This window comes from uncultured Winogradskyella sp. (genome assembly GCF_937958655.1).
Taxonomy (GTDB): Bacteria; Bacteroidota; Bacteroidia; order Flavobacteriales; family Flavobacteriaceae; genus Winogradskyella.
Window position 1 is genome coordinate 22,125 of record NZ_CALGNH010000010.1, and the last position, 23,626, is coordinate 45,750.

20 protein-coding genes are annotated in these 23,626 nt (G+C 33.8%); 15 read left to right on the forward strand and 5 right to left on the reverse strand.

Features of this window, described 5'->3' with window-relative positions:
* Nucleotides 1–1,308: an amidohydrolase family protein gene (locus Q0800_RS02045; RefSeq protein ID WP_299127163.1), complete on the forward strand. Its 1,308-nt coding sequence runs from the start codon at nt 1–3 to the stop codon at nt 1,306–1,308.
* Between the two features lie 247 nt (nt 1,309–1,555).
* Here the strand turns inward: Q0800_RS02045 and Q0800_RS02050 are convergent, their stop codons facing one another.
* Nucleotides 1,556–2,353 carry a DUF6503 family protein gene (locus tag Q0800_RS02050; protein WP_299127165.1) on the reverse strand — a complete coding sequence of 266 codons (798 nt, stop codon included), beginning with the start codon at nt 2,351–2,353 and terminating at the stop codon, nt 1,556–1,558.
* Between the two features lie 66 nt (nt 2,354–2,419).
* On the opposite strand from Q0800_RS02050, the gene Q0800_RS02055 reads away from it, so the two are divergent.
* The 13 genes from Q0800_RS02055 to Q0800_RS02115 all read left to right on the forward strand — a co-directional run bounded on the left by Q0800_RS02055 (nt 2,420) and on the right by Q0800_RS02115 (nt 19,490).
* A complete protein-coding gene (locus tag Q0800_RS02055) occupies nt 2,420–3,217 on the forward strand; it encodes an RNA methyltransferase (RefSeq protein WP_299127167.1) in 798 nt (265 codons plus the stop codon).
* A 130-nt stretch (nt 3,218–3,347) separates the two neighbouring features.
* Nucleotides 3,348–4,580 carry a M48 family metallopeptidase gene (locus tag Q0800_RS02060; RefSeq protein WP_299127169.1) on the forward strand — a complete coding sequence of 411 codons (1,233 nt, stop codon included), beginning with the start codon at nt 3,348–3,350 and terminating at the stop codon, nt 4,578–4,580.
* Nucleotides 4,580–5,752, forward strand: a complete 1,173-nt coding sequence (locus Q0800_RS02065) for a hypothetical protein (protein ID WP_299127171.1) — start codon at nt 4,580–4,582, stop codon at nt 5,750–5,752. The genes Q0800_RS02060 and Q0800_RS02065 overlap by 1 nt, the downstream gene beginning before the upstream one ends.
* Before the next feature lie 68 nt (nt 5,753–5,820).
* On the forward strand, nt 5,821–8,028 hold the full coding sequence (locus tag Q0800_RS02070) for a RelA/SpoT family protein (protein WP_299127172.1): 2,208 nt from the start codon (nt 5,821–5,823) through the stop codon (nt 8,026–8,028).
* A gap of 105 nt (nt 8,029–8,133) precedes the next feature.
* Entirely contained in the window at nt 8,134–8,586 is a 453-nt protein-coding gene (locus Q0800_RS02075; protein WP_299127174.1) for a transcriptional repressor, read from the forward strand.
* Between the two features lie 11 nt (nt 8,587–8,597).
* Complete coding sequence (locus tag Q0800_RS02080; RefSeq protein ID WP_299127177.1) at nt 8,598–9,878, forward strand: adenylosuccinate synthase; 1,281 nt, start codon at nt 8,598–8,600, stop codon at nt 9,876–9,878.
* An 87-nt stretch (nt 9,879–9,965) separates the two neighbouring features.
* Nucleotides 9,966–11,750 (forward strand): OstA-like protein, encoded by a 1,785-nt coding sequence (locus tag Q0800_RS02085; protein ID WP_299127178.1) that lies wholly within the window; start codon nt 9,966–9,968, stop codon nt 11,748–11,750.
* Nucleotides 11,751–11,753: 3 nt separating this feature from the next.
* On the forward strand, nt 11,754–12,929 hold the full coding sequence (locus Q0800_RS02090; RefSeq protein ID WP_299127180.1) for an aspartate aminotransferase family protein: 1,176 nt from the start codon (nt 11,754–11,756) through the stop codon (nt 12,927–12,929).
* 264 nt (nt 12,930–13,193) lie between these two features.
* The gene (locus Q0800_RS02095) at nt 13,194–14,600 is read left to right on the forward strand and encodes a tetratricopeptide repeat protein (RefSeq protein WP_299127181.1); all 1,407 of its coding nucleotides are present in this window, start codon (nt 13,194–13,196) and stop codon (nt 14,598–14,600) included.
* A gap of 36 nt (nt 14,601–14,636) precedes the next feature.
* Nucleotides 14,637–15,605, forward strand: a complete 969-nt coding sequence (locus Q0800_RS02100) for a DUF368 domain-containing protein (protein WP_299127183.1) — start codon at nt 14,637–14,639, stop codon at nt 15,603–15,605.
* The gene (locus Q0800_RS02105; protein WP_299127184.1) at nt 15,605–16,624 is read left to right on the forward strand and encodes a DUF368 domain-containing protein; all 1,020 of its coding nucleotides are present in this window, start codon (nt 15,605–15,607) and stop codon (nt 16,622–16,624) included. The genes Q0800_RS02100 and Q0800_RS02105 overlap by 1 nt, the downstream gene beginning before the upstream one ends.
* The gene (locus tag Q0800_RS02110) at nt 16,593–17,354 is read left to right on the forward strand and encodes a shikimate dehydrogenase (protein WP_299127186.1); all 762 of its coding nucleotides are present in this window, start codon (nt 16,593–16,595) and stop codon (nt 17,352–17,354) included. The genes Q0800_RS02105 and Q0800_RS02110 overlap by 32 nt, the downstream gene beginning before the upstream one ends.
* Nucleotides 17,355–17,504: 150 nt before the next feature.
* Nucleotides 17,505–19,490 carry a DUF349 domain-containing protein gene (locus tag Q0800_RS02115; protein WP_299127187.1) on the forward strand — a complete coding sequence of 662 codons (1,986 nt, stop codon included), beginning with the start codon at nt 17,505–17,507 and terminating at the stop codon, nt 19,488–19,490.
* Nucleotides 19,491–19,832: 342 nt separating this feature from the next.
* On the opposite strand, the gene mazG is transcribed toward Q0800_RS02115, so the two are convergent.
* The 4 genes from mazG to ruvX form a co-directional block, all read right to left on the reverse strand.
* Nucleotides 19,833–20,606 (reverse strand): nucleoside triphosphate pyrophosphohydrolase, encoded by a 774-nt coding sequence (gene mazG, locus Q0800_RS02120; RefSeq protein ID WP_299127188.1) that lies wholly within the window; start codon nt 20,604–20,606, stop codon nt 19,833–19,835.
* A gap of 1 nt (nt 20,607) precedes the next feature.
* A complete protein-coding gene (locus tag Q0800_RS02125) occupies nt 20,608–21,036 on the reverse strand; it encodes a DUF5606 domain-containing protein (RefSeq protein WP_299127190.1) in 429 nt (142 codons plus the stop codon).
* Nucleotides 21,037–21,134: 98 nt separating this feature from the next.
* Complete coding sequence (gene def, locus Q0800_RS02130) at nt 21,135–21,725, reverse strand: peptide deformylase (protein WP_299127192.1); 591 nt, start codon at nt 21,723–21,725, stop codon at nt 21,135–21,137.
* Between the two features lie 132 nt (nt 21,726–21,857).
* Complete coding sequence (gene ruvX, locus Q0800_RS02135; RefSeq protein ID WP_299127194.1) at nt 21,858–22,271, reverse strand: Holliday junction resolvase RuvX; 414 nt, start codon at nt 22,269–22,271, stop codon at nt 21,858–21,860.
* Nucleotides 22,272–22,770: 499 nt separating this feature from the next.
* Between ruvX and Q0800_RS02140 the strand changes: the two genes are divergently transcribed.
* Nucleotides 22,771–23,586, forward strand: a complete 816-nt coding sequence (locus Q0800_RS02140) for a 2,3,4,5-tetrahydropyridine-2,6-dicarboxylate N-succinyltransferase (RefSeq protein WP_299127196.1) — start codon at nt 22,771–22,773, stop codon at nt 23,584–23,586.
* Nucleotides 23,587–23,626: the final 40 nt, after the last annotated feature.

Below are 23,626 nucleotides of genomic sequence, written 5' to 3' on the forward strand. Positions count from 1 at the left end.
ATGAAACTACTAAATAAAATAAATAGCGTATTGTTTTTGTTGTGTATAAGCTTAAGTTTTGCACAGCAAACACCAGCACCTGAGCAAACTAAAGATTTTGCAATAGTTGGTGCAACAGTACACGTAGGCAATGGTGACGTTATAGAAAATAGCATTATTGTAGTAAGTAATGGTAAAATCACAACCATCGGACTTGCTGATTCTACACCAGTAACAAAGCAAGCTATAGATATTATTGATGCCAAAGGCAAGCATGTTTACCCAGGCTTTATAGTATCAAATGGCACCTTAGGTTTGGTAGAAGTTGATGCTGTGAAGGCGTCTAACGATTTATCAGAAATGGGCACTTTTAATCCACATGTTAGAAGTATTATAGCTTACAATGCAGAGTCTAAAGTCATAGAATCTATGCGTCCCAACGGAGTACTTTTAGGACAGGTTGTACCTAGAGGTGGACGCATTACAGGTACCTCATCGATTGTACAATACGACGCTTGGAACTGGGAAGACGCCGCCATTAAAACAGACGATGGTATCCATATTAATTGGCCAAACGGCTTTAGCAGAGGACGTTGGTGGCTGGGTGAAGACCCAAGTCTAAAACCAAATAAGGACTATTCTAAACAGGTTAAGGAACTTACCGATTACTTTAACGAAGCTAAAAGCCATAATAATGGAGAAAAAAAAGAAACCAATCTACCATACGAAGCTATGGCTGGTCTGTTTAACGGTTCAAAACATTTATACATAAATGCTGGTGACGAAAAAGGAATAACAGACGCTGTAAATTTTGCAAAATCCCAAGGGGTTTCTAAGGTTACTATTGTAGGTGGTTATCAAGCCAGTAAAGTTGCTAATTTGCTGAAACAAAATAACGTTTCAGTAATGTTACAGCGCGTACATACAAGACCAGAATTAGAAGATGATGATTATGATTATACTTTTAAACAAGCTAAAGCGTTAGTAGATGCAGGTGTGTTGGTAGCTCTAGAGCCTAGTGGACAAATGGAACGTATGAATTCTAGAAATTTACCTTTCTATGCAGGCACTACGGTTGCTTATGGCTTAACTAATGAGCAGGCTCTGCAATTAATCACTAGCAATGCCGCCAAAATTATGGGTATTGATGATATGTATGGCACCTTAGAAAAAGGTAAAAGTGCAACACTATTTATAAGTGAAGGCGATGCTTTAGATATGCGTACTAATTTAGTGACTCATGCCTTTATTGATGGTAGATCTTTAAGTTTAGAATCTCACCAAACTACACTTTGGAAGCGTTATGCCGAAAAGTATGGACAGAACTAGAAATTGAAGGAACATACAATTTCAGTACTATTAGAATTTATTGCAGAAATAGCTATAGGCACTACTAAAATTACATAAATAGTTACAGTATTAATTGTAATCATATTTATAGTTTTACTTTTGTGATAAGACTAAAAAAAGCGAGCCAATTGGCTCGCTTTTTTTGCATTCTGAACTAGGTTCAGAGTCTTCACTTTAAAACTTATAATTAGCTACTGAAATAAATTCAGATTGACAATACGGAATTCTATTCTATTATTTTCGCTCCTTCTGGCTTTGCGAATATTTTCTCGTCTGGTGCTTCTTCACCTAGTACAATATCCTTAAAATTAACGGTATTTCTTAATTCTGTTGGCACATTATCTTCAACGTTGTACCAACTAATACTACTTGGTAATATTAGTCCATTAACCGTTTGCCAGTCATTATAGCGTATATACTTAAAGTTTGTGCTTTTTTCATTCTTACCAAAGGTTACTGTATAGCTCAACCATTTCATTTGGCCAGTTTCAGCATTATAATAGACAACATATTGGTCATCTGGTGAAACTCCAATTCCAGCTTCATAAGAGATTAAAATCCCAGGATAACTTTTACCTTCAAAAACTAAAGGCTCTACATCTTCATAAATAATACCTTCATCACCAACAATAAAAGGCATCGCATAGAAATACATCATTAAACCTTTATAGAACTTGGCATTACCCTTATATTCTTGATTATCTTTTTCATTCAACCATAGCGTTGCACCATCGTATCCCATGGCGTAGCTTGGTGTATCTATAAGTTCAGCTCTTGTTTTTAAATTAGTGGTAGTTACCTCTTTACCATTGGGTTTATCCATGGTAAAGGCTAAAGTTTTCATTTTATTCCAGGTATCAATACCACCATGCGCATCAAAAACTTTGGCAATAGTTTTAGGATAGATGCTTGTAGTAATATCTTCTTTAGTAACCGTTTCAATAACAGTGGACTGTGGCTTAGTATCATTTTTACACGCAGTGATTAAAATTGTAAAAAGAGATAGAAATAGTAAATTTTTCATGATATGGTTTTAGTAGTTATTTAGACGAATAAATAAATCCAAAATTACATTACTTTTGTTGTTATTATGATAAAAAGCATAACAAGTCCTCAAAATCCTTTAATAAAACAATTGGTCCTTTTAAAGGATAAGTCTAGGCAACGTAAAAAAACAGCGCAATTTCTTATTGAAGGCAAACGCGAACTGTCTTTAGCCATAAAAGGTGGTTATATTATTAAAACACTATTGTTTTTCCCTGACTTATTTTCTGAGAGTGAAGCTAAAGCTATGACACAGTATGATATTTCGATTATTGAAATATCAAAAGAAGTTTTCCAAAAATTAGCACATAGAGCCACTACCGAAGGTGTTATAGCTGTGGTAAATTCAAAATTTCATACGCTACAAAATTTAAAACTTACTTCTAAAAATCCATTACTTTTAGTAACTGAAGCACCCGAAAAACCAGGAAATATAGGTGCACTTTTAAGAACTGCCGATGCCGCTAATATTGATGCGGTGATTATAGCAAATCCTAAATCAGATTTATATAATCCAAATATAATACGCTCTAGTGTTGGTTGTGTCTTTACTACAGAAATTGCCATTGCAAGTTCTAAAGATGTTATAGCTTTCCTTAAGAAACTTAATTTTAATATTTTCTCTGCTATTTTGCAAGAATCTGAGCCATATCATCAGCAAGATTACAGATTACCTACGGCCATTGTTGTTGGTACAGAAGCTACAGGATTAACACAAGAGTGGAGAGATGCCGCAACCCAAAATATTAGTATACCCATGCAAGGAGTTATAGATTCTATGAATGTTTCTGTTGCTGCCGGAATTCTTATTTTTGAAGCCAAAAGACAACGAAATTTTAAATAAATAGTATAGCGAAGACAATAGGACAAAGCAATCTTTAAATTGAAAATCATAAAGAAAAGAGTACTTCGTATCTCGCAATGACCCTTAATTTTGAATTTTGAGATTTAAAATTTTAAATTGAAATTTTTATATGACCGCACAAACCCTATTCTACATAATAATTGCCATTATCATCATCAACTTCATTAAAGACAAAATCCTTGATGCGTTAAATGCTAGGCATTTTAATGACCCAATACCAGAGGAACTCAATGATGTTTACGACGACCGTGAATACAAAAAATCTCAGAGCTACAAAGCCACAAATTATAAATTTGGAGCTTGGTCCTCTTTATTTTCATTAGTCTTAACCCTAGGCTTTCTGTGTTTTGATGGTTTTGAATATGTAGATGATATTGCCAGAAGCTATTCTAAAAAGCCAATTAGTATAGGATTAATTTTCTTTGGAATTATACTGATTGCTAGCGACATCCTAAGCACACCTTTTTCTTACTACAAAACCTTTGTTATCGAAGAACGTTTTGGATTTAACAAAACCACTAAAAAAACTTTTGTCCTAGATAAACTAAAAGGATTAATAATGTCCATTATTTTAGGAGGAGGTATCATTGCTTTAATTATATGGTTTTACCAGATTACAAGCAATCAATTTTGGCTCTATGCTTGGGGAATTGTAACTGCTTTTACTGTGTTTATGAATATGTTCTACTCTAAACTCATTGTACCATTATTTAATAAACAAACCCCTTTAGAAGAAGGCGATTTGCGGAATAAAATTTCTGAATATGCCAAGTCTGTAGGGTTTAGCTTAAACAAGATTTTTATCATTGACGGTTCTAAGCGCAGCACAAAAGCGAATGCCTATTTCTCTGGTTTTGGGAGCGAAAAACGTGTAACACTCTATGATACGTTAGTCAATGATTTAGAAGATGAAGAAATCGTTGCCGTTTTGGCGCACGAAGTTGGTCATTATAAACGCAAGCACATCATTTTTAATTTAGCAGCTTCCATCCTACTTACAGGCCTAACCTTATATATATTATCTATATTTATTTCCAACCCATTATTATCAAATGCTATTGGAGTAGAAACACCAAGTTTTCATGTTGGTTTAGTAGCTTTTGGTTTGCTATATGCACCAATTTCAGAACTAACTGGTTTAATAATGAATTACGTTTCACGTGTTTTTGAATACCAAGCTGATAATTATGCTAAAAACACTTACAAAGGTGAACCGCTGATTAGCTCTTTAAAAAAGCTCTCTAAGAATAGTCTGAGCAACTTAACTCCTCATAAAGCGTATGTATTTATGCATTATTCGCATCCTAAACTTTTAGATAGGATAAAAAATTTAAAGAAGTAATGTCTAAAATTCAATTTGAAATATTCAAGGATCCTAAAGACTATAAAAACTGGAATAAACATATTGAATTTGCTCAAAAAACTACTGGATTTGATAAGAACTTCAAATTAGAATTAGAGAATGCATACACCTTTTTGAAAACAGAACTAGGTAAAGGCTTTTTGAAAAATCAAAGTGGTAGTTCTGTTCATCCAATCATAAATCGATTAGCAAATAGAACGGAAGAATCATTTCTCTGGTTTATTTGGCTAGCAAAATCATTAAAACAAATAAAGAGTGCTTGCAACAAGTATGATGCATTGCGAAGCAAATTGAATAAAGGATCCGATTTCAAGGCTGAAGGACTTCCATTTATTCAGATCATAAGCAAATTTATTGATACAAATTTTGAAATTACAATTGAACCATTTAAAGAGGTTAAAGGTTCTGACTTAAAAATTGTAGATTTAATAAACAATGAAACTTTTTATATCGAAGTAACCAGATTAAATGATAGTGAAGAAAGAATATCCAACAGACGCAACTATCATAATATCTTTGGAGAATTATCGAAACCTCCAATAAAAACTCTTTTCTCCGGAAAAATATTAAAATCTTTTGATCAGAAACGTTTAAATGAAATAATGATAGATTTAAAATCTATAAAAGAAAGAGTTTCTGAGAATGAATTGATTGAATATTATTCGAATTCTGATATTGATATTGCCATAACCAATTTATCTAATGAACAAGAACTTATGGTATGGTCTGAATCTAAGAAATATCCTTTTTTAAATATTGAATCAATCGATTTAAATTTTAATGAAATTGATAGAATTATAAATAACAAACTAGGTAACAAGGCCAATCAAAATTTAAATCAAAATAATGTAATAATTTATATTCCTCTAAACCCCTTGTTTTTATATTTAAATAATCCAATAAAATCAATAAATAAAATTCAATCAAAGTTAAGTCAGCTAAAATTTGATAATATCCTTGGCGTTTATATTCAAAGTGAAATTGGTATTTCAACTGAAAATAAAATTCTTAATTACAGAAAACATGTTTATGGGAGTAGAAAATCTGTAAGTAATTATCGTGAGGATTTTCTATTTATTATAAACGAGAATTGCTCAAAAAAGATAAATCAAAAAACTTTAGAAAAAATCTATACCGTTTTATCTTCATGATTAATTTTCAAAAAATTCACATCCAAAAACCCATTGCCCATTAAAAACCAATTCATTACCTTAGTCTTATGACAGACGTGGAGATCGAAAAAGAGAATGCAGAAATTGCAAAAGCTTATAAAGAGTTACTTAGAGTAAGCTACCAAACCTTAACAAAAGACGATAAAAAATTAATTCGTCAGGCTTTTGAGGTGGCTGTTGATGCGCATAAAGAGCAACGTCGTAAATCTGGTGAGGCTTATATTTTTCACCCTATTGCTGTTGCTAAAATTGTAGCGCAAGAAATTGGCTTGGATGCAACGTCTATAGCTGCCGCACTTCTGCATGATGTTGTTGAGGATAATCCAGACTACACCATTGCAGACATGGAACAGCTTTTTGGTGAAACTGTAGCGCGTATTGTAGATGGTTTAACCAAAATTTCGTCTCTAAAAAAGGATATGGATGTCTCACTACAAGCCGAGAACTTCCGTAAGATGTTATTAACGCTAAATGATGATGTTCGCGTTATTATTATTAAGATTGCAGACCGTTTGCACAATATGCAAACCATGGACTCTATGCGGCCAGATAAGCAAGTTAAAATTGCATCAGAAACCTTATACATATACGCACCTCTAGCGCACAGAATAGGACTCTACAACATAAAAACCGAACTAGAGGATTTAGGTCTTAAATATACCCAACCCAATGTCTACAATGACATACTGGGTAAGATGGAAGACAGTAAAGAAGAACAAGACGCTTACATTAAATCATTCTCTAAAGTCATAGAAACATCCTTAAATAAAGAAGGACTTAATTACGAAATTAAAGGACGACCAAAATCTATTTTTAGTATACGTCGTAAAATTGTAAAGCAAGGGGTTTCTTTTGATGAAGTGTACGATAAATTTGCCGTAAGAATTATTTACAAATCCGATTTTAAAAATGAAAAGTTTTTAGCCTGGAAAATATATTCTATCGTAACAGATCATTTTACACCCAACCCAACACGTTTAAGAGATTGGATTTCTTCGCCGAAATCTACGGGTTATGAAGCGCTTCACATTACTGTTGTAGGCCCTAAAAAACGATGGGTAGAAGTACAAATACGTAGTGAGCGTATGAATGAAATTGCAGAAAAAGGATATGCGGCCCATTACAAGTATAAAAATGCAACAGATAAAGAAGACAACCTAGATTTATGGATAAATAAATTACAAGAAGCTTTAGAGAGTAATGAAGCAGATGCAGTAGACTTTGTAGAGCAATTTAAACTCAACTTATATTCTAAAGAAATCTTTGTGTTTTCGCCTAAAGGAGATCTAAAATCGTTGCCAAAAAGTGCAACGCCCTTAGATTTTGCCTTTAGCATCCATACCGAAGTTGGTATGAAAACTAGAGGAGCTAAAGTTAACGGAAAATTAGTACCTCTAAGCCATGAGTTACAAAGTGGTGATCGTGTAGAAATACTAACGTCAGAAAATGCAAAACCTAATGTTAACTGGTTAGACTATGCCACTACAGCCAGAGCTCGTAGTAAAATTAAATCTGCACTCAATGCACATACCAAAGAAATTTCTGCTGAAGGCAAAGAGATATTGAGACGTAAATTAAAACAACTCAAAATTACATTAAATGAAAAATCGATTAATGAGCTAGTTAATTACTTTAAATTAAAAACATCATTAGACCTATTTTATAGAGTAGGTATTGGCTCTATAGATAACACAAAATTAAAGGCTTTTGCTGCCTCTCGCAGCAATGCTTTTATGAGTTATATTAAAAATAGAATACGTAAACCAGACGTACTTAAGGATATTGACAAAGAGGAAATTACCTCTAAGTACGACATGTTGGTTTTTGGCAAAGAAGAAGAACGCCTCAATTACACTTTAGCTAATTGTTGTAATCCTATTCCTGGTGATAAAGTATTTGGTTTTATCACCATTAACGATGGTATAAAAGTGCATAAAAAAAACTGCCCAAATGCCGTGAGTTTGCAATCTAATTATGCTTACAGAATAATGCAAGCTAAGTGGATAGATTCATCACAACGCACCTATACATCGCATATAAAATTATCTGGTATTGATAATCTTGGTTTAGTCAACGATATAACCAAACTCATATCAGGAAATCTACATGTTAATATGAAAAGTATCAGTTTTTCTAGTGATGACGGGATCTTCAATGGAGATATTGTTGTAGAAGTTAAAAACCAAACCATGCTAAAGAACCTTATAAACAAGCTTAAGAAAATAAATGGTATAGATAAGGTATCTCGAGTATAGCTTTAAATTTTAAAATAATCTTGAAAACTTGTTCATTTCTTTAAGACTTAAAGCGCGTTAAAATAATTCATATCCTATAATTTTATGTAAATTTGCAGCTTAATTATGAATGCAACAACAGAAGAAAATAATCAGGAAATTGTAAAACGTGTATTTACACAATACCTTGAAGACAAAGGCCACAGGAAAACTCCTGAGCGTTATGCCATACTTCAGGAAATTTACGATAGTGAAGAACATTTTGATATTGAATCTTTATATATTAAAATGAAAAACAAAAACTACCGTGTAAGTAGAGCCACACTTTACAATACAATTGAGTTGTTATTAGAATGTGCATTAGTTCGCAAACATCAGTTTGGTCAAAACCAAGCGCATTACGAAAAATCTTATTTTGATAAACAGCACGACCATGTCATCCTTACGGATACTGGCGAAGTTATAGAATTCTGTGACCCGCGCATTCAATCCATAAAAAAAACCATTGAAGAGGTTTTTGATATTGAAATTACAAATCACTCACTTTACTTTTACGGTAATCGTAAAACAGATGACTAACTAATTATATAATGGCAGTAGACTTACTACTTGGATTACAATGGGGAGACGAAGGCAAAGGAAAAATTGTCGATGTGTTTACCTCTAAATACGATATTATTGCACGCTTTCAAGGAGGTCCTAATGCAGGACACACCTTAGTTTTTAATGGAAGAAAGCATGTTTTGCATACCATACCTTCGGGTATTTTTCATAACGATACAGTTAACCTTGTTGGTAATGGTGTTGTCATAGATCCTGTTATTTTTAAAAAGGAACTCGATAAATTAGATGAACAAAATGTAGATTACATAGCTTCACTTTGTATTTCTAGAAAAGCACACATCATCTTACCTACCCATAGACTGCTAGATGCAGCTAGTGAAGCCTCTAAAGGTAAAGCCAAAATAGGCTCAACGCTCAAAGGTATTGGCCCAACATACATGGATAAAACAGGTAGAAACGGTATTAGAGTTGGTGATATTGAATTAACAGACTGGAAAGAAAAATACAGAGCTTTAGCCAATAAGCACGAAGCTATGATTGCTTTCTACAACGTGGATATTCAATACGATTTAAAAGAATTAGAAGTCGACTTTTTTGAAGCCATTGAAGCCTTAAAACGTTTAAAATTTATAGATTCTGAGGAATATATCCATCAATCACAAGCCTCTGGTAAATCTATATTAGCAGAAGGAGCACAAGGCTCTCTATTAGATATTGATTTCGGGACTTACCCATTTGTTACCTCATCAAACACTACAGCTGCTGGTGCATGCACAGGTTTAGGTGTAGCACCAAACCAAATTGGTGATGTATTTGGCATATTTAAAGCTTATACCACACGTGTAGGTTCTGGCCCTTTCCCTACCGAGTTATTCGATGAAGATGGTGAAACTATGGCACGTGTAGGCCATGAGTTTGGAGCTACAACCGGACGCCCTAGACGTTGCGGATGGTTAGACTTAGTAGCATTGCGTTATGCTTGCCAAGTTAATGGTGTTACACAACTTATAATGATGAAGGGAGATGTACTTTCTGGTTTTAAATCTTTAAAAGTTTGTACAGCATACAACTACAAAGGAGACACTATTCATCATTTGCCATACAATATTGAAGAAGAAAACGTGACTCCTATTTATACCGAAGTAAACGGTTGGTCCGAGGATTTAACAGGTATGACAGAAGCTTCCGAGTTGCCAAAAGCATTTAATGATTATGTTGAATTCTTAGAAAACGAGCTTCATATTCCTATTACAATAGTATCTGTTGGCCCAGACCGTAAGCAGACGATTGTGAGGAAAACGGTATAGTTATTGCCCTCTTAGATTTTGTTAAATAAACTGTTAACCGATACTAAAGCTCATTTTTAAATGTTACTTTGTAAAAAACATACAGCTTTGAATAAAATCAGGAATCTTATTCTTATTAGTTCATTTTGTTATACGCTCATGCTTTTTCCGCAAAAGCAGCAACGTATTGTCATTGAGTATGCTGGTATAGGATATTCGGACGAAGCCATAGAGGAAGGTGCAAGGGTCTTCCTTAGAGACGAATCTCAGCAAGTACATTTTATCCATGCAGGTGTGGACATGTGGTGCGATAAAGCCATTTATTACGAAGATCAAGATTTTATAGAAGCCTTTAGCAATGTTGTAATAAAACAAGGAGATTCTATAAATATGGTTGCCAAATATGTTGAGTATAGCGGAAAAACAGCATTAGCATATGCCAGAGGAAATGTTGTACTCACAGAACCACAATCCGTACTAACAACGGATAAACTCTATTATGACAGAACACGGCAACTAGCCTATTACAACACCAAAGGCAAGGTAGTACGAGATTCGTCTGGCACCATAACAAGCCAGATAGGACGCTATTACATGAATGCCAAAAAGTACCAATTCACCAAAGATGTCGTCCTTGTTAACCCAGATTATACTTTAAACACGGAGCGCTTAGACTTTTTTCCAGATAATGGCCATGCCTACCTTTTTGGTCCCTCCACTATAGTTGGTGAAGAAAGTAAAATATATACCGAACGTGGTTTTTATGATACTAAAAGTAATAAAGGCCATTTTCAACGCAATGCTAAAATAAATTATGACAATAGAATTATTGAAGGAGATAGCTTATACTTTGATAGAAACCGAAGTTTTGCCTCGGCTACAAATAACATAACGGTTACCGACACCATAAATAATAGCTTAGTTAAAGGACACTATGCAGAAGTTTGGCGAAATAAAGATTCCTTATTTATCACCAAGCGCGCTTTAGCAATTACAGTACAAGACAGAGATTCAGTCTATTTACATGCCGACACCCTTATGGTTACAGGCAAAGCAGATAATCGTATAACCAGAGCATATTACAAAGCGAGATTATATAAGAGTGATTTAGCTGGCAAAGCAGACTCTATAAACGTAGATCATAAAAGGGGTCTAACAAAATTTATAAATTTGGGCCGTTATAATACCGCAGATGTATTTGCAGCAGCAAGAAAACCTGTATTGTGGAATTTAGATAACCAAATGACCGGAGATACGATTCATTTAATATCTAATGTTAAGACTGAAAAACTAGATTCTTTAAAAGTTTTTAACAATGCATTTTTAGTAAGTAAAGACACTATAAGTGATGACGGTTATAACCAAATAAAAGGGCAACGCTTAATAGGTCTTTTTAGAGATAATGAACTTTATAATGTTGACGTTATTAAGAACGCAGAAACCATTCGTTACCTAAGGAATGAAGACAATGACCTTATAGGCATCCAAAAATCTAAATCAGGTAGTTTAAATATTCAAATTGTAGACCAAACCATTGATGAAGTAAGATTTATTAATCAAATAGACGGAAATATTTATCCTGAACCCGACTTCCCAAAAAGCGGTAGAAAATTACGCGGTTTTGATTGGAGAGGAGCGGAACGACTAAACTCAATAGAGGATCTTTTTAAGGATGACCAACCTATTGAGTTACCAACAATAAGGGGTCTTAAAGACTATGTACCGCCAGAAGATTTTATTGACAATAGTGTTACTGAGCGTATAAAAGAGGCTGGTAAAAGCGCTCCCAACAAACCCAATAAGGCCGCACGAAATTTACCTAAAAAAGCAGCTTTAAAACCGCTAAAACAAACCGTAAAAAAATCTAAAACTGCAGAAAAAAACGGAGGCTAATTATTGCAAAACGATTTTTTTAAATATCAGGCTCAGACAACACCTCATCCTTTGGCGATGGAAATTAGCCATGCTAAAGGGTCTTACATTTACGACAAACACGGCAACGCGTATTTAGATTTTGTAGCAGGCGTATCTGCCTGTGCTTTGGGCCATTCGCATCCAAAAGTTGTTGATGCCATAAAAGTACAATTAGACAAATATCTACATGTAATGGTTTATGGTGAGTACATTCAACAACCCGCTGTAGAACTTTGTAAATTACTTTCTAAACACTTACCAAACCCGCTTGAGGCCACCTATTTAGTAAATTCTGGGACAGAAGCCATAGAAGGGAGTTTAAAATTAGCAAGACGTGTCACAGGACGTAGCGAAATTATTGCTGCAAAAAATGCGTATCATGGCAATACTATGGGTTCGCTAAGCCTTATGGATTACGAAGAACGCAAAATCCCCTTTAAGCCGCTCATCCCAGGTATAAAGCACATTACTTTTAATTGCGACATGTGTTTACATGCCATTACAGAAAAAACGGCAGCTGTTATTTTAGAAACCATTCAAGGTGGTGCAGGCTTTATTGAACCTAATCCTAATTATTTAAAAAAGGTTCAAGACCGCTGTAAAAGCGTTGGTGCTCTATTTATATTAGATGAAATTCAACCAGGTATCGGAAGAACAGGGCAACTTTTTGGTTTTCAAAATTATAATTGCCAACCAGATATTGTCGTCACTGGCAAAGGTCTTGGTGGCGGATTACCCATTGGAGCATTTACAGCCTCTAAAGCTATGATGCAAACCTTAAGTAACAATCCTAAACTTGGGCACATTACAACCTTTGGTGGCAACCCTGTTATTGCAGCCGCTGCACTAGCCACATTAAAAGAAATTACAGCGTCTGACTTAATGCCTAAAACCTTAGAGAAAGAACAATTAATACGGCAACATCTTCAACACAACTATATTAAAGAAATAAGAGGCAAAGGTTTAATGCTTGCCGCTATAGTAGAACATGCAGAAATAGCCAACCAAGTTATACTACAAGCACAAGACCAAGGGTTAATCTTATTCTGGTTACTTTTTGAACCAAAAGCCATACGAATTACACCACCTTTAACCATTTCTAATGACGAAATCATTAAAGGCTGTAAGATTATAACTTCAATTTTAGATCGCCTGTAACACCCTAAAACCAGCCTCAATTAATTGATTTTCAGAATAAAAAATCGTTTTTACAGCTAAAATTTTAATGTTAATTAATTTGTTAAAAACATTAAGGCAATAATCGATAAAGAGTAAACGATAACTGTAATTTTATTGAAGTAATATCTACATAGATTTTAAAATTGTTCATGTCAAATTTGAATTATCGTTTCTAAATACAACTGAAAAAGAAACACATTTGAAGTATCAGTTAAAGGCTATTAGATAATATTAAACCAATTTATGAATTACAGTCAAAACGACGAAAATTTTCCACTTACGCGCTTTGAGTCAATGCTAAAGACAAATGATATTTTGTTTTTTGATTCAAGCGAATTTGAAAATATCATTCACCATTATCTGGAGAATGGTAAAATCGCTTTGGCTAAACGCGCCATAAAACTGGGTTTAGAACAACATCCTTCCTCTGTTAATTTGCGTTTATTTGATGTAGAGATATTAGTTATTGAAAATAAATTCTCCGAGGCAGACGATATTTTAGACATGCTTCATAATATAGAACCTACTAATGAAGAGATCTTTATTCAGAAAGCCAATGTACTTTCTAAACAAGACGAACACCAAAAAGCTATTGACACACTATTAATAGCTATTGACATGTCTACAACACCATCTGAAGATGCAGATTTATTTGCACTCGTTGGTATGGAATATTTGTTTTTAGATCAATTTGAAAACGCACTAATTTATTTTAAAAAATGTTTAGAAACTGATACTTCGGACTATTCAACACTACACAATATTGTTTACTGCTACGATTTTTTAGATAAAAATGAAGAAGCTATAAGTTACCTCAATACATTTTTAGACACTAACCCTTATTGCGAAGTAGCATGGCATCAATTAGGACGACAATATTTTACTATAAAAGATTACGCAAAGGCAAATGCAGCGTTTGATTTTGCCATAATATCAGACGATACCTTTATAGGAGCCTATATGGAAAAAGGTAAAGTTTTAGAAAAATTAAAACTTTACGAACAAGCTATAGAAAACTATAAAGTAACTTTAGCACTAGAAGAGCCTACATCTTTTGCTTTATTAAGAATTGGGTACTGCTATGAAAAATTAAACCAAGACGATTTAGCACTTCAATTCTTCAAAAAAACAGTTGATGAAGATGCCCTATTAGATCAAGGATGGATAGCAATCACAAAGTTTTATATGAAACGTTTAGACTATGCAAAAGCGTTACATTACATTAATAAAGCAGTGAATATAGATGGTGATAACGTATTGTACTGGAAGTTATTTGCTACTATTAATAAACGTCTTAACTTTCTTGAAGAAGCAGATATGGGTTACAAGAGAACCCTAGAACTTGGAAATTACGAACTCGATACTTGGTTAGACAGATCAGACATTTTAATAGCATTAGGCGAGTACCAAGCTTCAATACATAATTTATTACAAGCCTCAGAATTTCACTTAGAAAATGCCGAAATTAGTTTTAGGCTTGGTGGTTTGTACTTTACAATTAATAAAACTGAAGAAGGTCGTTTTCATTTAAAAAATGCGATTAAACTAAATCCTGATTATAGTTTTATTGTCCCAGAGCTTTTCCCAAATCTTAATGACAGACCTATGATTAGAGCTATAATTTCAGAAGGGAATAGACTCTCCAACTAAAAAAATGCATACCTTGCAGTTCTTATTTTTTTTAAAATGCAAAGACGCTTTTTAGATTATTTAATCATTACTTTTAAAGGTATTGCTATGGGTGCAGCTGATGTAGTGCCTGGCGTTTCTGGTGGTACAATAGCATTTATTTCTGGTATTTACGAAGAACTTATTGAAAGTATTGACAAGGTCAATTTAGGTGTTTTAAAAACCTGGAAACAGCACGGTTTTAAAACAGCGTGGACCTCTATAAACGGTACATTTCTATTAGCCCTTTTTATGGGTATAGCCATTAGTATTTTATCTCTGGCCAAACTCATAAAATGGCTGTTACACAATGAGCCCATACTATTGTGGTCTTTCTTTTTTGGACTAGTTTTAGCCAGTATACTTTATATCGCTAAGCAAATAAATGGTTGGTCTACAAAATTGATTTTAGCAATTGTAGTTACCTCAATACTATCATATTACATTACAAAAGCAGAACCTTTTGCTTCACCAGATAGTCCGTTTTACCTATTGTTTTGTGGATTTATTGCTATTATTGCCATGATTTTACCTGGCGTTTCTGGTGCATTTATTTTATTGATTTTAGGCACTTATCAAACTGCAATTGACACTATTAATAATTTAAGAGATGGATTGCTTAATGGTAATATGGAGCTATTTAAAGAGGCATTATTAAATTTTATACTCCTAGCAGTTGGTGCAGTCATAGGTCTAAAGGTATTCTCTAAAGCATTAAACTGGATGTTTAAACATCAAAAGAATCTTACACTCGCCATTTTAACCGGTTTTATGATAGGGTCCTTAAATAAAATATGGCCTTGGAAAGACATCTTAAAAACCCGAATTAACTCCAAGGGCGAAGTGGTTACTTTACTAGATAAAAGCATACTGCCATCCTCTTACAAAGGAGATAGCCAATTAATAACTGCCCTAGTATTTATAAGTATTGGTTTTGCTACTATCCTCATTTTAGAACGATTGGGTCGTAATAAAAATAAGCTCTAATGCAGAAAACAAGAACTTTTAAGGATCGTATGTTTTTGGTCATTAAAGGTTTGGCCATGGGAGCTGCTAATAAAGTTCCTGGAGTTTCTGGTGGAGTTGTTGCCTTTGTAGCTGGTTTTTATGAAGAATTTATTTTTTCTCTACAACGTGTCAATAGCACCGCACTTAAATTACTATTAAACGGACGTTTTAAAAGTCTTTACAACTATATTAATGGTAAGTTTCTGGGCTTACTCTTTCTTGGGATGATTATTAGTTACTTTAGTGTTTCTAAACTACTAGACTATCTTATAATTAATTATCAGCTCTATGTTTGGAGTACATTCTTCGGAATGATACTTGGTTCTATTTATTATATAACCAAAGATTTTAAGGCTTGGAATAGTAAAACGATTACCGCACTTGCTTTGGGTGCGCTTGTTGGATTGGGTATTAGCTTTTTAGATCCGTCTAAAGAAAATGATAATCTTTGGTTTGTTTTTTTCTGCGGTATTGTTAGTGTCTCTGGTATGACGCTCCCTGGTTTTTCTGGTTCGTTTATTCTTATTTTATTGGGGAATTATGTTTTACTTCTTGTGGACTCTGTAAATGCCCTTTACGATACAATAGCAGACATTTTTTCAGGTAATTTTGAATTTTTAAAAAATGAAGCTAGAGTACGAATGCTAAAAGTACTGAGTATTTTTACACTAGGTTCTGTTACAGGCTTAGTCACCTTTTCTCATATACTCAACTACATACTAAAACATTATAAAAACATAACGCTTGCAACTATAGCAGGCTTTATTATTGGATCCTTAGGCGTAGTATGGCCTTGGAAAAAAACGATTTACAAAACCGATATTAATGGAAATTCTATTTTAGATTCCACTGGAAAACAAGTGATTGAAAACTATCAACGCTTTTTACCAGAAATAACATCAGAAACTTACATTGCTATGGCCTATATTGCTTTAGGTATAGCTATTGTTTTAGGATTAGAATGGTATGGACAACACACAAGACAACATAAAACTTAAATTTGGACTCGTAGGAAGACAAATCTCCTACTCATTTTCAAGAGGGTATTTTGCTGAGAAATTTAAGCAAGAAAATCTACCATATACTTATGTGAATTTTGACCTTCAAGCTATAACAGAGCTTAATGCTATTATTAAAAACACACCAAATTTAAAAGGATTAAACGTTACTATCCCTTACAAAGAGGAAGTGATTCCTATTTTAGATAGCTTAAACAAACGTGCAAAGAAAATTGGTGCCGTAAACACCATTAGAATAACACATAACAACAAATTAAAAGGATATAACACCGATTATTACGGATTTAAAAAATCCTTAGAACCACATTTAAAAAAACAGCACAAACGCGCTTTAATTCTTGGTACTGGTGGTGCATCTAAGGCCATTGCATACGCACTAAAAAAACTAAACATAACGTATAATTATGTATCGCGTTCTAAAAAAGAAGGCGTAAAGTTTACATATCTAGATCTCACAAAAGACATTATATCTAACTATAATATTATTATAAACTGTACACCAATTGGCACTTTTCCTAATGTAGAAGCCTGCCCAGATATACCATACAATGCATTATCCAAAAACCATATTCTTTACGATCTAATTTATAACCCAGAGGAAACTAAATTTTTGAGCTATGGTAAACGCAAAGGCGCAACTACTATTAACGGATTAGAAATGCTAAAATTACAAGCGGAAAAAGCTTGGACAATTTGGAATAAATCCTAATCAGTAATTAAAGGTAAGTGTCCTAAAAAATCTTCAAAAATTGGTATTAAAAAAGGAGGTGGAAATAACAGCACAACCAACCTAAGCCCTATTTACTTTGTATTTAAAGGAGTTGTTATTATCTTTAACAACATATAAAATAATTGACACATGTCTGAGACTGATAACCTGCGAGATGCAGATGGAAAAAAAGACGTAGTAACTAAAGTAACTACTCCAAACCAAGAAACACTGCAAACAACTGAGATTTCTGAAGATATTAATTCTACTAATGAGTCTTCAGTAACCGAACAACATAATGAAACTCAAAACGACATTTCAGCAGATAAAGCAGACGCTGAAGTACATGCAGAAATAGAAGCGTCTAATGCAGAAGATGCAGAAGATGAATCCAATGCAGAACGACACGAGGTAGAAGAAAAAGACTACCATGCGATGTCCATGCAAGACTTAGCCACGGAACTAAATCGTCTTTTAAAGCACCACAAAATTCAAACCATCTCCAAGCAAGTTAATCAGATTAAGACTGAATTTAATTCAAAATACAGTCAATTACTCGAAGAAAAGAAAGAAGAGTTTGTTAATGACGGAGGTAATGAAATAGATTTCTATTACACCAACGATAATAAAAAGCTTTTTAATCAACTTTATAAAGATTATAAGCAAACCATAAATGCCTATTATAAGGAACGTGAGCAAAATTTAAAACAAAATCTTCAGAATAGACTAATAATAATAGAAGATATAAAAGCGCTACTTTCCGTTGAAGAAAATATGGGTACAACCTATAAAACCTTTAAAGAGCTTCAGGAAAAATGGCGTAATGCTGGCCCAATACCAAGAGATAAGTACAATAATGCTTGGAATACCTATCACCACCATGTAGAGCGTTTTTACGACTTTTTACATCTCAATAATGACTTAAGGGACATGGATTTTAAGCATAACTATGATCAAAAATTAAAGATTATAGAACGTGCCGAAGAATTAGCTAATGACGACAATATTAACCGTACATTTAGAGAACTACAGGTACTCCATAAACTTTGGAAAGAAGAGCTAGGCCCAGTAGCTAAAGAGCACAGAGAGGAAATTTGGGAGCGCTTTAGTAATGCCACTAAAAGCATACACGACAAAAGACAGGCTTACTACGCAGACTTAGACAAAGCCTACGAAAAAAATCTTGAACGCAAAGAAGAATTAATTTCTCAAATACAATCTATAGCAGAAGATACAGCAAACTCACATGGTGCATGGCAGAAAAAAATAAAAGAAGTAGAAGCACTACGAGAATCTTTTTTTAATGCAGGCAAAGTACCATTAAAAGTTAACGAAGCCACATGGGCAAAATTTAAAGATGCCGTTAGAACGTTTAACCGTGGGAAAAATAAATTCTATAAAGAATTAAAAAAAGACCAATACGACAATCTGCAGAAGAAAAAAGAACTGATAAAAATTGCCGAAGCTAATAAAGACAGTGAAGATTTTGCTGTTGTAACTCCTTTGATGAAAAAAATTCAGGGAGATTGGAAAAAAATTGGCCATGTTCCAAGACGCGATAGTGATAACATATGGAAGCAATTTAAAGGTGCATGTAACCATTACTTTGATAGAATGCACGCAGAACGTAAAGCAGAAAATCAACATCTCTTTGATGCCTTTGACAAAAAAGTGAAATTGTTAGATGACATAAAAGCCATGGAACTTAGCGGTGACAATAAAGCAGATGTAGCTACCTTGAAATCTAAAATTGCAGATTGGAAAACTTTAGGACACGTGCCGCAAAACAAACGTTATATTGACGGTAAGTTTTACAAAGCCATAGATAATGCCTTTGATAAACTAAAAATGGATAAGGCCAAACTAGACATGGTAAAATTTGAAAGTAAACTAGAAAACTTAGCTACTGATGCTAACGACACTAGACTGCTTGATAATGAACAAAACTTTATCCGCAAAAGAATTGGCGAAGTACAATCTGAAATCACACAGTTAGAAAACAACCTTCAGTTCTTTTCTAATGTAGATTCTGATAATCCGTTGGTTAAAGATGTACATAAAAACATCGCTAAACACAAACAAGAACTTGAGGCTTGGAAAGCAAAACTTACTAAAATTAGAAGTATGTATTCCTAACTCAGAAAACCATCTATACACTAATAAAAAACTCAAAACCCATCTATTTATAAATAGATGGGTTTTGTCCTAACTAAACTATATTAATCTTAATTAAAACCGCTTAATAATAATTAAGATCCTACTAAGAATATAAAAACATCTTGCCTTTATATATATTAAATACGTTAGACATGACTATTTGGATGTTTTTGTTGTTATTTTTTTAAAATTTTAACAGAATCTCGTTCACAGTTTTCAATCCTGCTACCTGTGCTGAGCTTGTCGAAGTGAAGCAGGAATCCATAAAATGATAGAATAAAAGTGGATTCCGCATCAAGTGCGGAATGACAGGATTATAGATTACAAAGACTTCGCCTCTTCCCAAAAGACATCCATTTCAGATAAGGTCATATCTTTCAGAGGTTTATTTAATTCTTTAGATTTACTTTCGAGATATTGAAAGCGTTTTATGAATTTTTTATTGGTACGCTCTAAGGCATTTTCTGGATTTACCTTTAGAAAGCGTGCATAATTAATCAGAGAAAATAACACATCACCAAACTCACTTTCTATAGCATCTTGGTCTCCTTTGTTAAGTTCAGCTTTTAATTCCGCTAGCTCCTCCTCTACCTTTTCAAAAACTTGCTCTGGTTTTTCCCAATCAAAGCCAACTCCTGCAACTTTATCTTGTATACGGTTGGCTTTCACCATTGCTGGTAGGCTTTTTGGCACACCTTCTAAGACACTTGTTTTACCTTCTTTTAGCTTTAGTTGCTCCCAGTTACGCTTTACCTCGTCTTCATCCTTAACTTTAACATCTCCATAAATATGAGGATGTCTATCCACAAGCTTATCGCAAATACTATTACAGACGTCTGCAATATCAAAGTCATTAGTTTCGCTTCCTATTTTAGAATAGAAAACGATGTGCAACAACACATCACCAAGCTCTTTTTTTACTTCATCTAAATTGTTGTCTAAAATAGCATCACCAAGTTCATAAACCTCCTCTATAGTAAGGTGCCTAAGCGATTCCATAGTTTGCTTTTTGTCCCAAGGGCATTGCTCTCGCAACTCGTCCATAATAACTAGCAAACGCTCAAAAGCTTTTAATTGTGAGGCTTTGTTAGACATCTTATTCTTCCTCGTCCGAAGTTTTAGCTTCATCATCTGCTTCTAAAGCATCCAAAAGATTATTTTTCTGAAGTAAATTATACCAATGAATTACCTTCTTTATATCAGAAGGATAAACACGATCTTCATCATAATCTGGTAAAACATCAAAGAAGTATTCTTCTAAAGCATCTTTACCGTCTTTATGGCTTATTGAAGTTGGGTTGCCTTGCTCTTTATCTTTAACTTTTTTAAGCACTTCTCGCAATGGCACTTCCTCAGCTAAGGTATAAATTGCTATTTCACTTAATATACTAATATTACTATGGGCTCCTACAGTAATACGCTTTTTATCAATTAATGACTGAACAACGGCACCTGTTCTTGTTTGTGTTATAATTTCGTACAAACCTGGTTTGCCCGAAATAGCTAAAATTTGATCTAAACTCATTTTACTTTTGTTTGTCAGGCTGAGCGCAGTGGAAGCCTCTTTTTTTTTGTGTTTTATAAAAAACCCTACGACTGCGCTTAGGGTGACATAATATTTTATTAACGTTTTCTGCTCATTGCAGGAAAACGCATTTTGTAATCTATTTTAATTTTTCCTTTCGAAATGTTGGTTAACTTTCCTTTTATTAAACGCTTTTTAAAGGAGGAAAGTTTATCCGTAAATAAAACACCTTCAATATGGTCATATTCATGTTGAATAACTCTTGCTATTAAACCTTCATATTGCTCTACATGTGTTTCAAAATTCTCATCTTGGTATTGAATTTTAATCTTTGGTTTTCTAAAAACATCTTCTCTAACATCTGGTATACTTAGACAGCCTTCGTTAAAAGCCCACTCCTCTCCTTCTTCTTCTAAAATTTGGGCATTAATAAATGTCTTCTTAAAATTCTTCATTTGCTCTCTATCTTTCTCTGAGAGATCTTCGTCCTCAGAAAAAGGTTCTGTATCTACTAAAAATAAACGAATTGGTAAACCTATCTGAGGTGCAGCCAAACCCACACCAAAAGCTCCATACATAGTTTGGTACATGTTTTCTATTAGCTCATCTAACTTTGGATAGTCCTTATCTATGGCCTTAGCTTTTTTCTTAAGTACAGTGTCTCCGTAGGCTACTATAGGTAAAATCATATTCTGTATGTTTTCGGGAGCAAAAGTATCAAATCCAAAGGATAAATTTTCGATTTTTAAAACTAAATTCTAATGCCGTTGGTCTCAAAGACCATATATACCTATACTATTAAAGCATTAAAACAAAAAATACTACGATCTACTGCTTAGATAACTCTGCAGTATTAATGTTGCACTAATTTCATCTATAAGTGCTTTATTTTGCCGTTGCTTTTTCTTTAATCCACTATCAATCATCGTTTGAAATGCCATTTTTGACGTAAAACGTTCATCGACACGTTCTACAGGAATTTCAGTAAAAATCTTCTGTAACTGCTTTAAAAACTTCTGTATGTGCACTTCACTTTCTGAGGCTGTATTATCCATTTGTTTTGGTTCACCTACAACGAATAGTTCTACATTTTCTGAGGTTGTATATGATTTTAAAAATGAAAGTAAATCTTCGGTATCTATAGTTGTAAGACCAGATGCTATAATCTGTAGATCGTCTGTTACAGCAACACCTGTGCGCTTTGTTCCGTAATCTATGGCTAATACTCTTCCCATGCTTTGCAAAGATAATGCAATAAAAAACGCTTCTTGTAAAAAGAAGCATTTTTTAAATTAGCTATTAATTAAGTCGCAGATTTTATTACCCTCTATAAATAAATCTCGTTAATTATATCTATAAGACACTTGCTTTTTGTTATGGTCACAATTTTCTGATATTTGGTTGAAATTCAATTTCAAACTTTTTTATTAAATCTTATGGATTCTTCTGTGAGATTAGACTGTAAAACTAGGCGCATGTCATTTCAATATATCAAAGGTTTTACTTGGTAAACTTTTAACATAAAGCTCTAAAAAAAAGAAAACCCCTTTATAAAAAGGGGAAAGGGGTTTTCAAAATTAGCTATCAATTAAATTCTCAGACATTTAAATGAATTTAAATAATCATCCAATCTAATGTGTATTGGACACATTAAAATAAACCAAGTCACAATTTTTATTAAATATTTTTAAGGTACAGGCTTATCGTCTTATCTTTATCTCAAAATTTGTAACAATGAAACAACTACAAACCGTTATAGAAAACGCTTGGAATGATAGATCGCAATTAACTAACCACGTTACCACAGATGCTATACGCAGTGTCATTAATCTTATTGATGAAGGCACGCTTAGAGTTGCTGAACCTACTGAAGATGGATGGCAAGTAAATGAGTGGGTAAAGAAAGCTGTGGTTCTGTATTTTCCTATTCAGAAAATGGAAACACACGAGGTTGGTATTTTTGAATACCATGATAAAATGCCGTTAAAAAAGAATTATATGGAAAAAGGTATCCGTGTGGTACCAAATGCCGTGGCTAGACATGGTGCTTATATTTCTAAAGGAGTGATTCTGATGCCTAGTTACGTAAATATTGGTGCTTATGTTGATGAAGGTACAATGGTAGATACTTGGGCAACGGTTGGTAGCTGTGCTCAAATTGGTAAAAATGTTCATCTCTCTGGTGGTGTTGGCATTGGTGGCGTTTTAGAGCCATTACAAGCGTCTCCTGTTATTATAGAAGATGGTGCATTTATTGGCAGCCGTTGTATTGTTGTAGAAGGTGTAAGAGTGGAAAAAGAAGCTGTACTTGGTGCCAACGTGGTATTAACAATGAGTACAAAAATTATTGACGTTACTGGAGACGAACCAGTAGAAATGAAAGGTAGAGTACCTGCGAGATCTGTAGTAATTCCTGGCAGCTACACAAAGACGTTTGCTGCTGGTGATTTTCAGGTACCATGTGCTTTAATTATTGGCAAACGTAAAGAGAGTACTGATAAAAAAACCTCTTTAAATGATGCTTTGCGTGAGTACGACGTAGCCGTATAACAAAGACTTTTAGTAGAACGTCTAGTTCCGCTTTGGAAGA

What these genes read in the sequence shown, in the direction of transcription:
- Q0800_RS02045 (WP_299127163.1), top strand. Translation starts at nt 1, where the DNA reads ATGAAACTACTAAATAAAATAAATAGCGTATTGTTTTTGTTGTGTATA.
- Q0800_RS02050 (WP_299127165.1), bottom strand. Translation starts at nt 2,353, where the DNA reads ATGAAAAATTTACTATTTCTATCTCTTTTTACAATTTTAATCACTGCG.
- Q0800_RS02055 (WP_299127167.1), top strand. Translation starts at nt 2,420, where the DNA reads ATGATAAAAAGCATAACAAGTCCTCAAAATCCTTTAATAAAACAATTG.
- Q0800_RS02060 (WP_299127169.1), top strand. Translation starts at nt 3,348, where the DNA reads ATGACCGCACAAACCCTATTCTACATAATAATTGCCATTATCATCATC.
- Q0800_RS02065 (WP_299127171.1), top strand. Translation starts at nt 4,580, where the DNA reads ATGTCTAAAATTCAATTTGAAATATTCAAGGATCCTAAAGACTATAAA.
- Q0800_RS02070 (WP_299127172.1), top strand. Translation starts at nt 5,821, where the DNA reads ATGACAGACGTGGAGATCGAAAAAGAGAATGCAGAAATTGCAAAAGCT.
- Q0800_RS02075 (WP_299127174.1), top strand. Translation starts at nt 8,134, where the DNA reads ATGAATGCAACAACAGAAGAAAATAATCAGGAAATTGTAAAACGTGTA.
- Q0800_RS02080 (WP_299127177.1), top strand. Translation starts at nt 8,598, where the DNA reads ATGGCAGTAGACTTACTACTTGGATTACAATGGGGAGACGAAGGCAAA.
- Q0800_RS02095 (WP_299127181.1), top strand. Translation starts at nt 13,194, where the DNA reads ATGAATTACAGTCAAAACGACGAAAATTTTCCACTTACGCGCTTTGAG.
- Q0800_RS02100 (WP_299127183.1), top strand. Translation starts at nt 14,637, where the DNA reads ATGCAAAGACGCTTTTTAGATTATTTAATCATTACTTTTAAAGGTATT.
- Q0800_RS02105 (WP_299127184.1), top strand. Translation starts at nt 15,605, where the DNA reads ATGCAGAAAACAAGAACTTTTAAGGATCGTATGTTTTTGGTCATTAAA.
- Q0800_RS02110 (WP_299127186.1), top strand. Translation starts at nt 16,593, where the DNA reads ATGGACAACACACAAGACAACATAAAACTTAAATTTGGACTCGTAGGA.
- Q0800_RS02115 (WP_299127187.1), top strand. Translation starts at nt 17,505, where the DNA reads ATGTCTGAGACTGATAACCTGCGAGATGCAGATGGAAAAAAAGACGTA.
- mazG (WP_299127188.1), bottom strand. Translation starts at nt 20,606, where the DNA reads ATGTCTAACAAAGCCTCACAATTAAAAGCTTTTGAGCGTTTGCTAGTT.
- Q0800_RS02125 (WP_299127190.1), bottom strand. Translation starts at nt 21,036, where the DNA reads ATGAGTTTAGATCAAATTTTAGCTATTTCGGGCAAACCAGGTTTGTAC.
- def (WP_299127192.1), bottom strand. Translation starts at nt 21,725, where the DNA reads ATGATTTTACCTATAGTAGCCTACGGAGACACTGTACTTAAGAAAAAA.
- ruvX (WP_299127194.1), bottom strand. Translation starts at nt 22,271, where the DNA reads ATGGGAAGAGTATTAGCCATAGATTACGGAACAAAGCGCACAGGTGTT.
- Q0800_RS02140 (WP_299127196.1), top strand. Translation starts at nt 22,771, where the DNA reads ATGAAACAACTACAAACCGTTATAGAAAACGCTTGGAATGATAGATCG.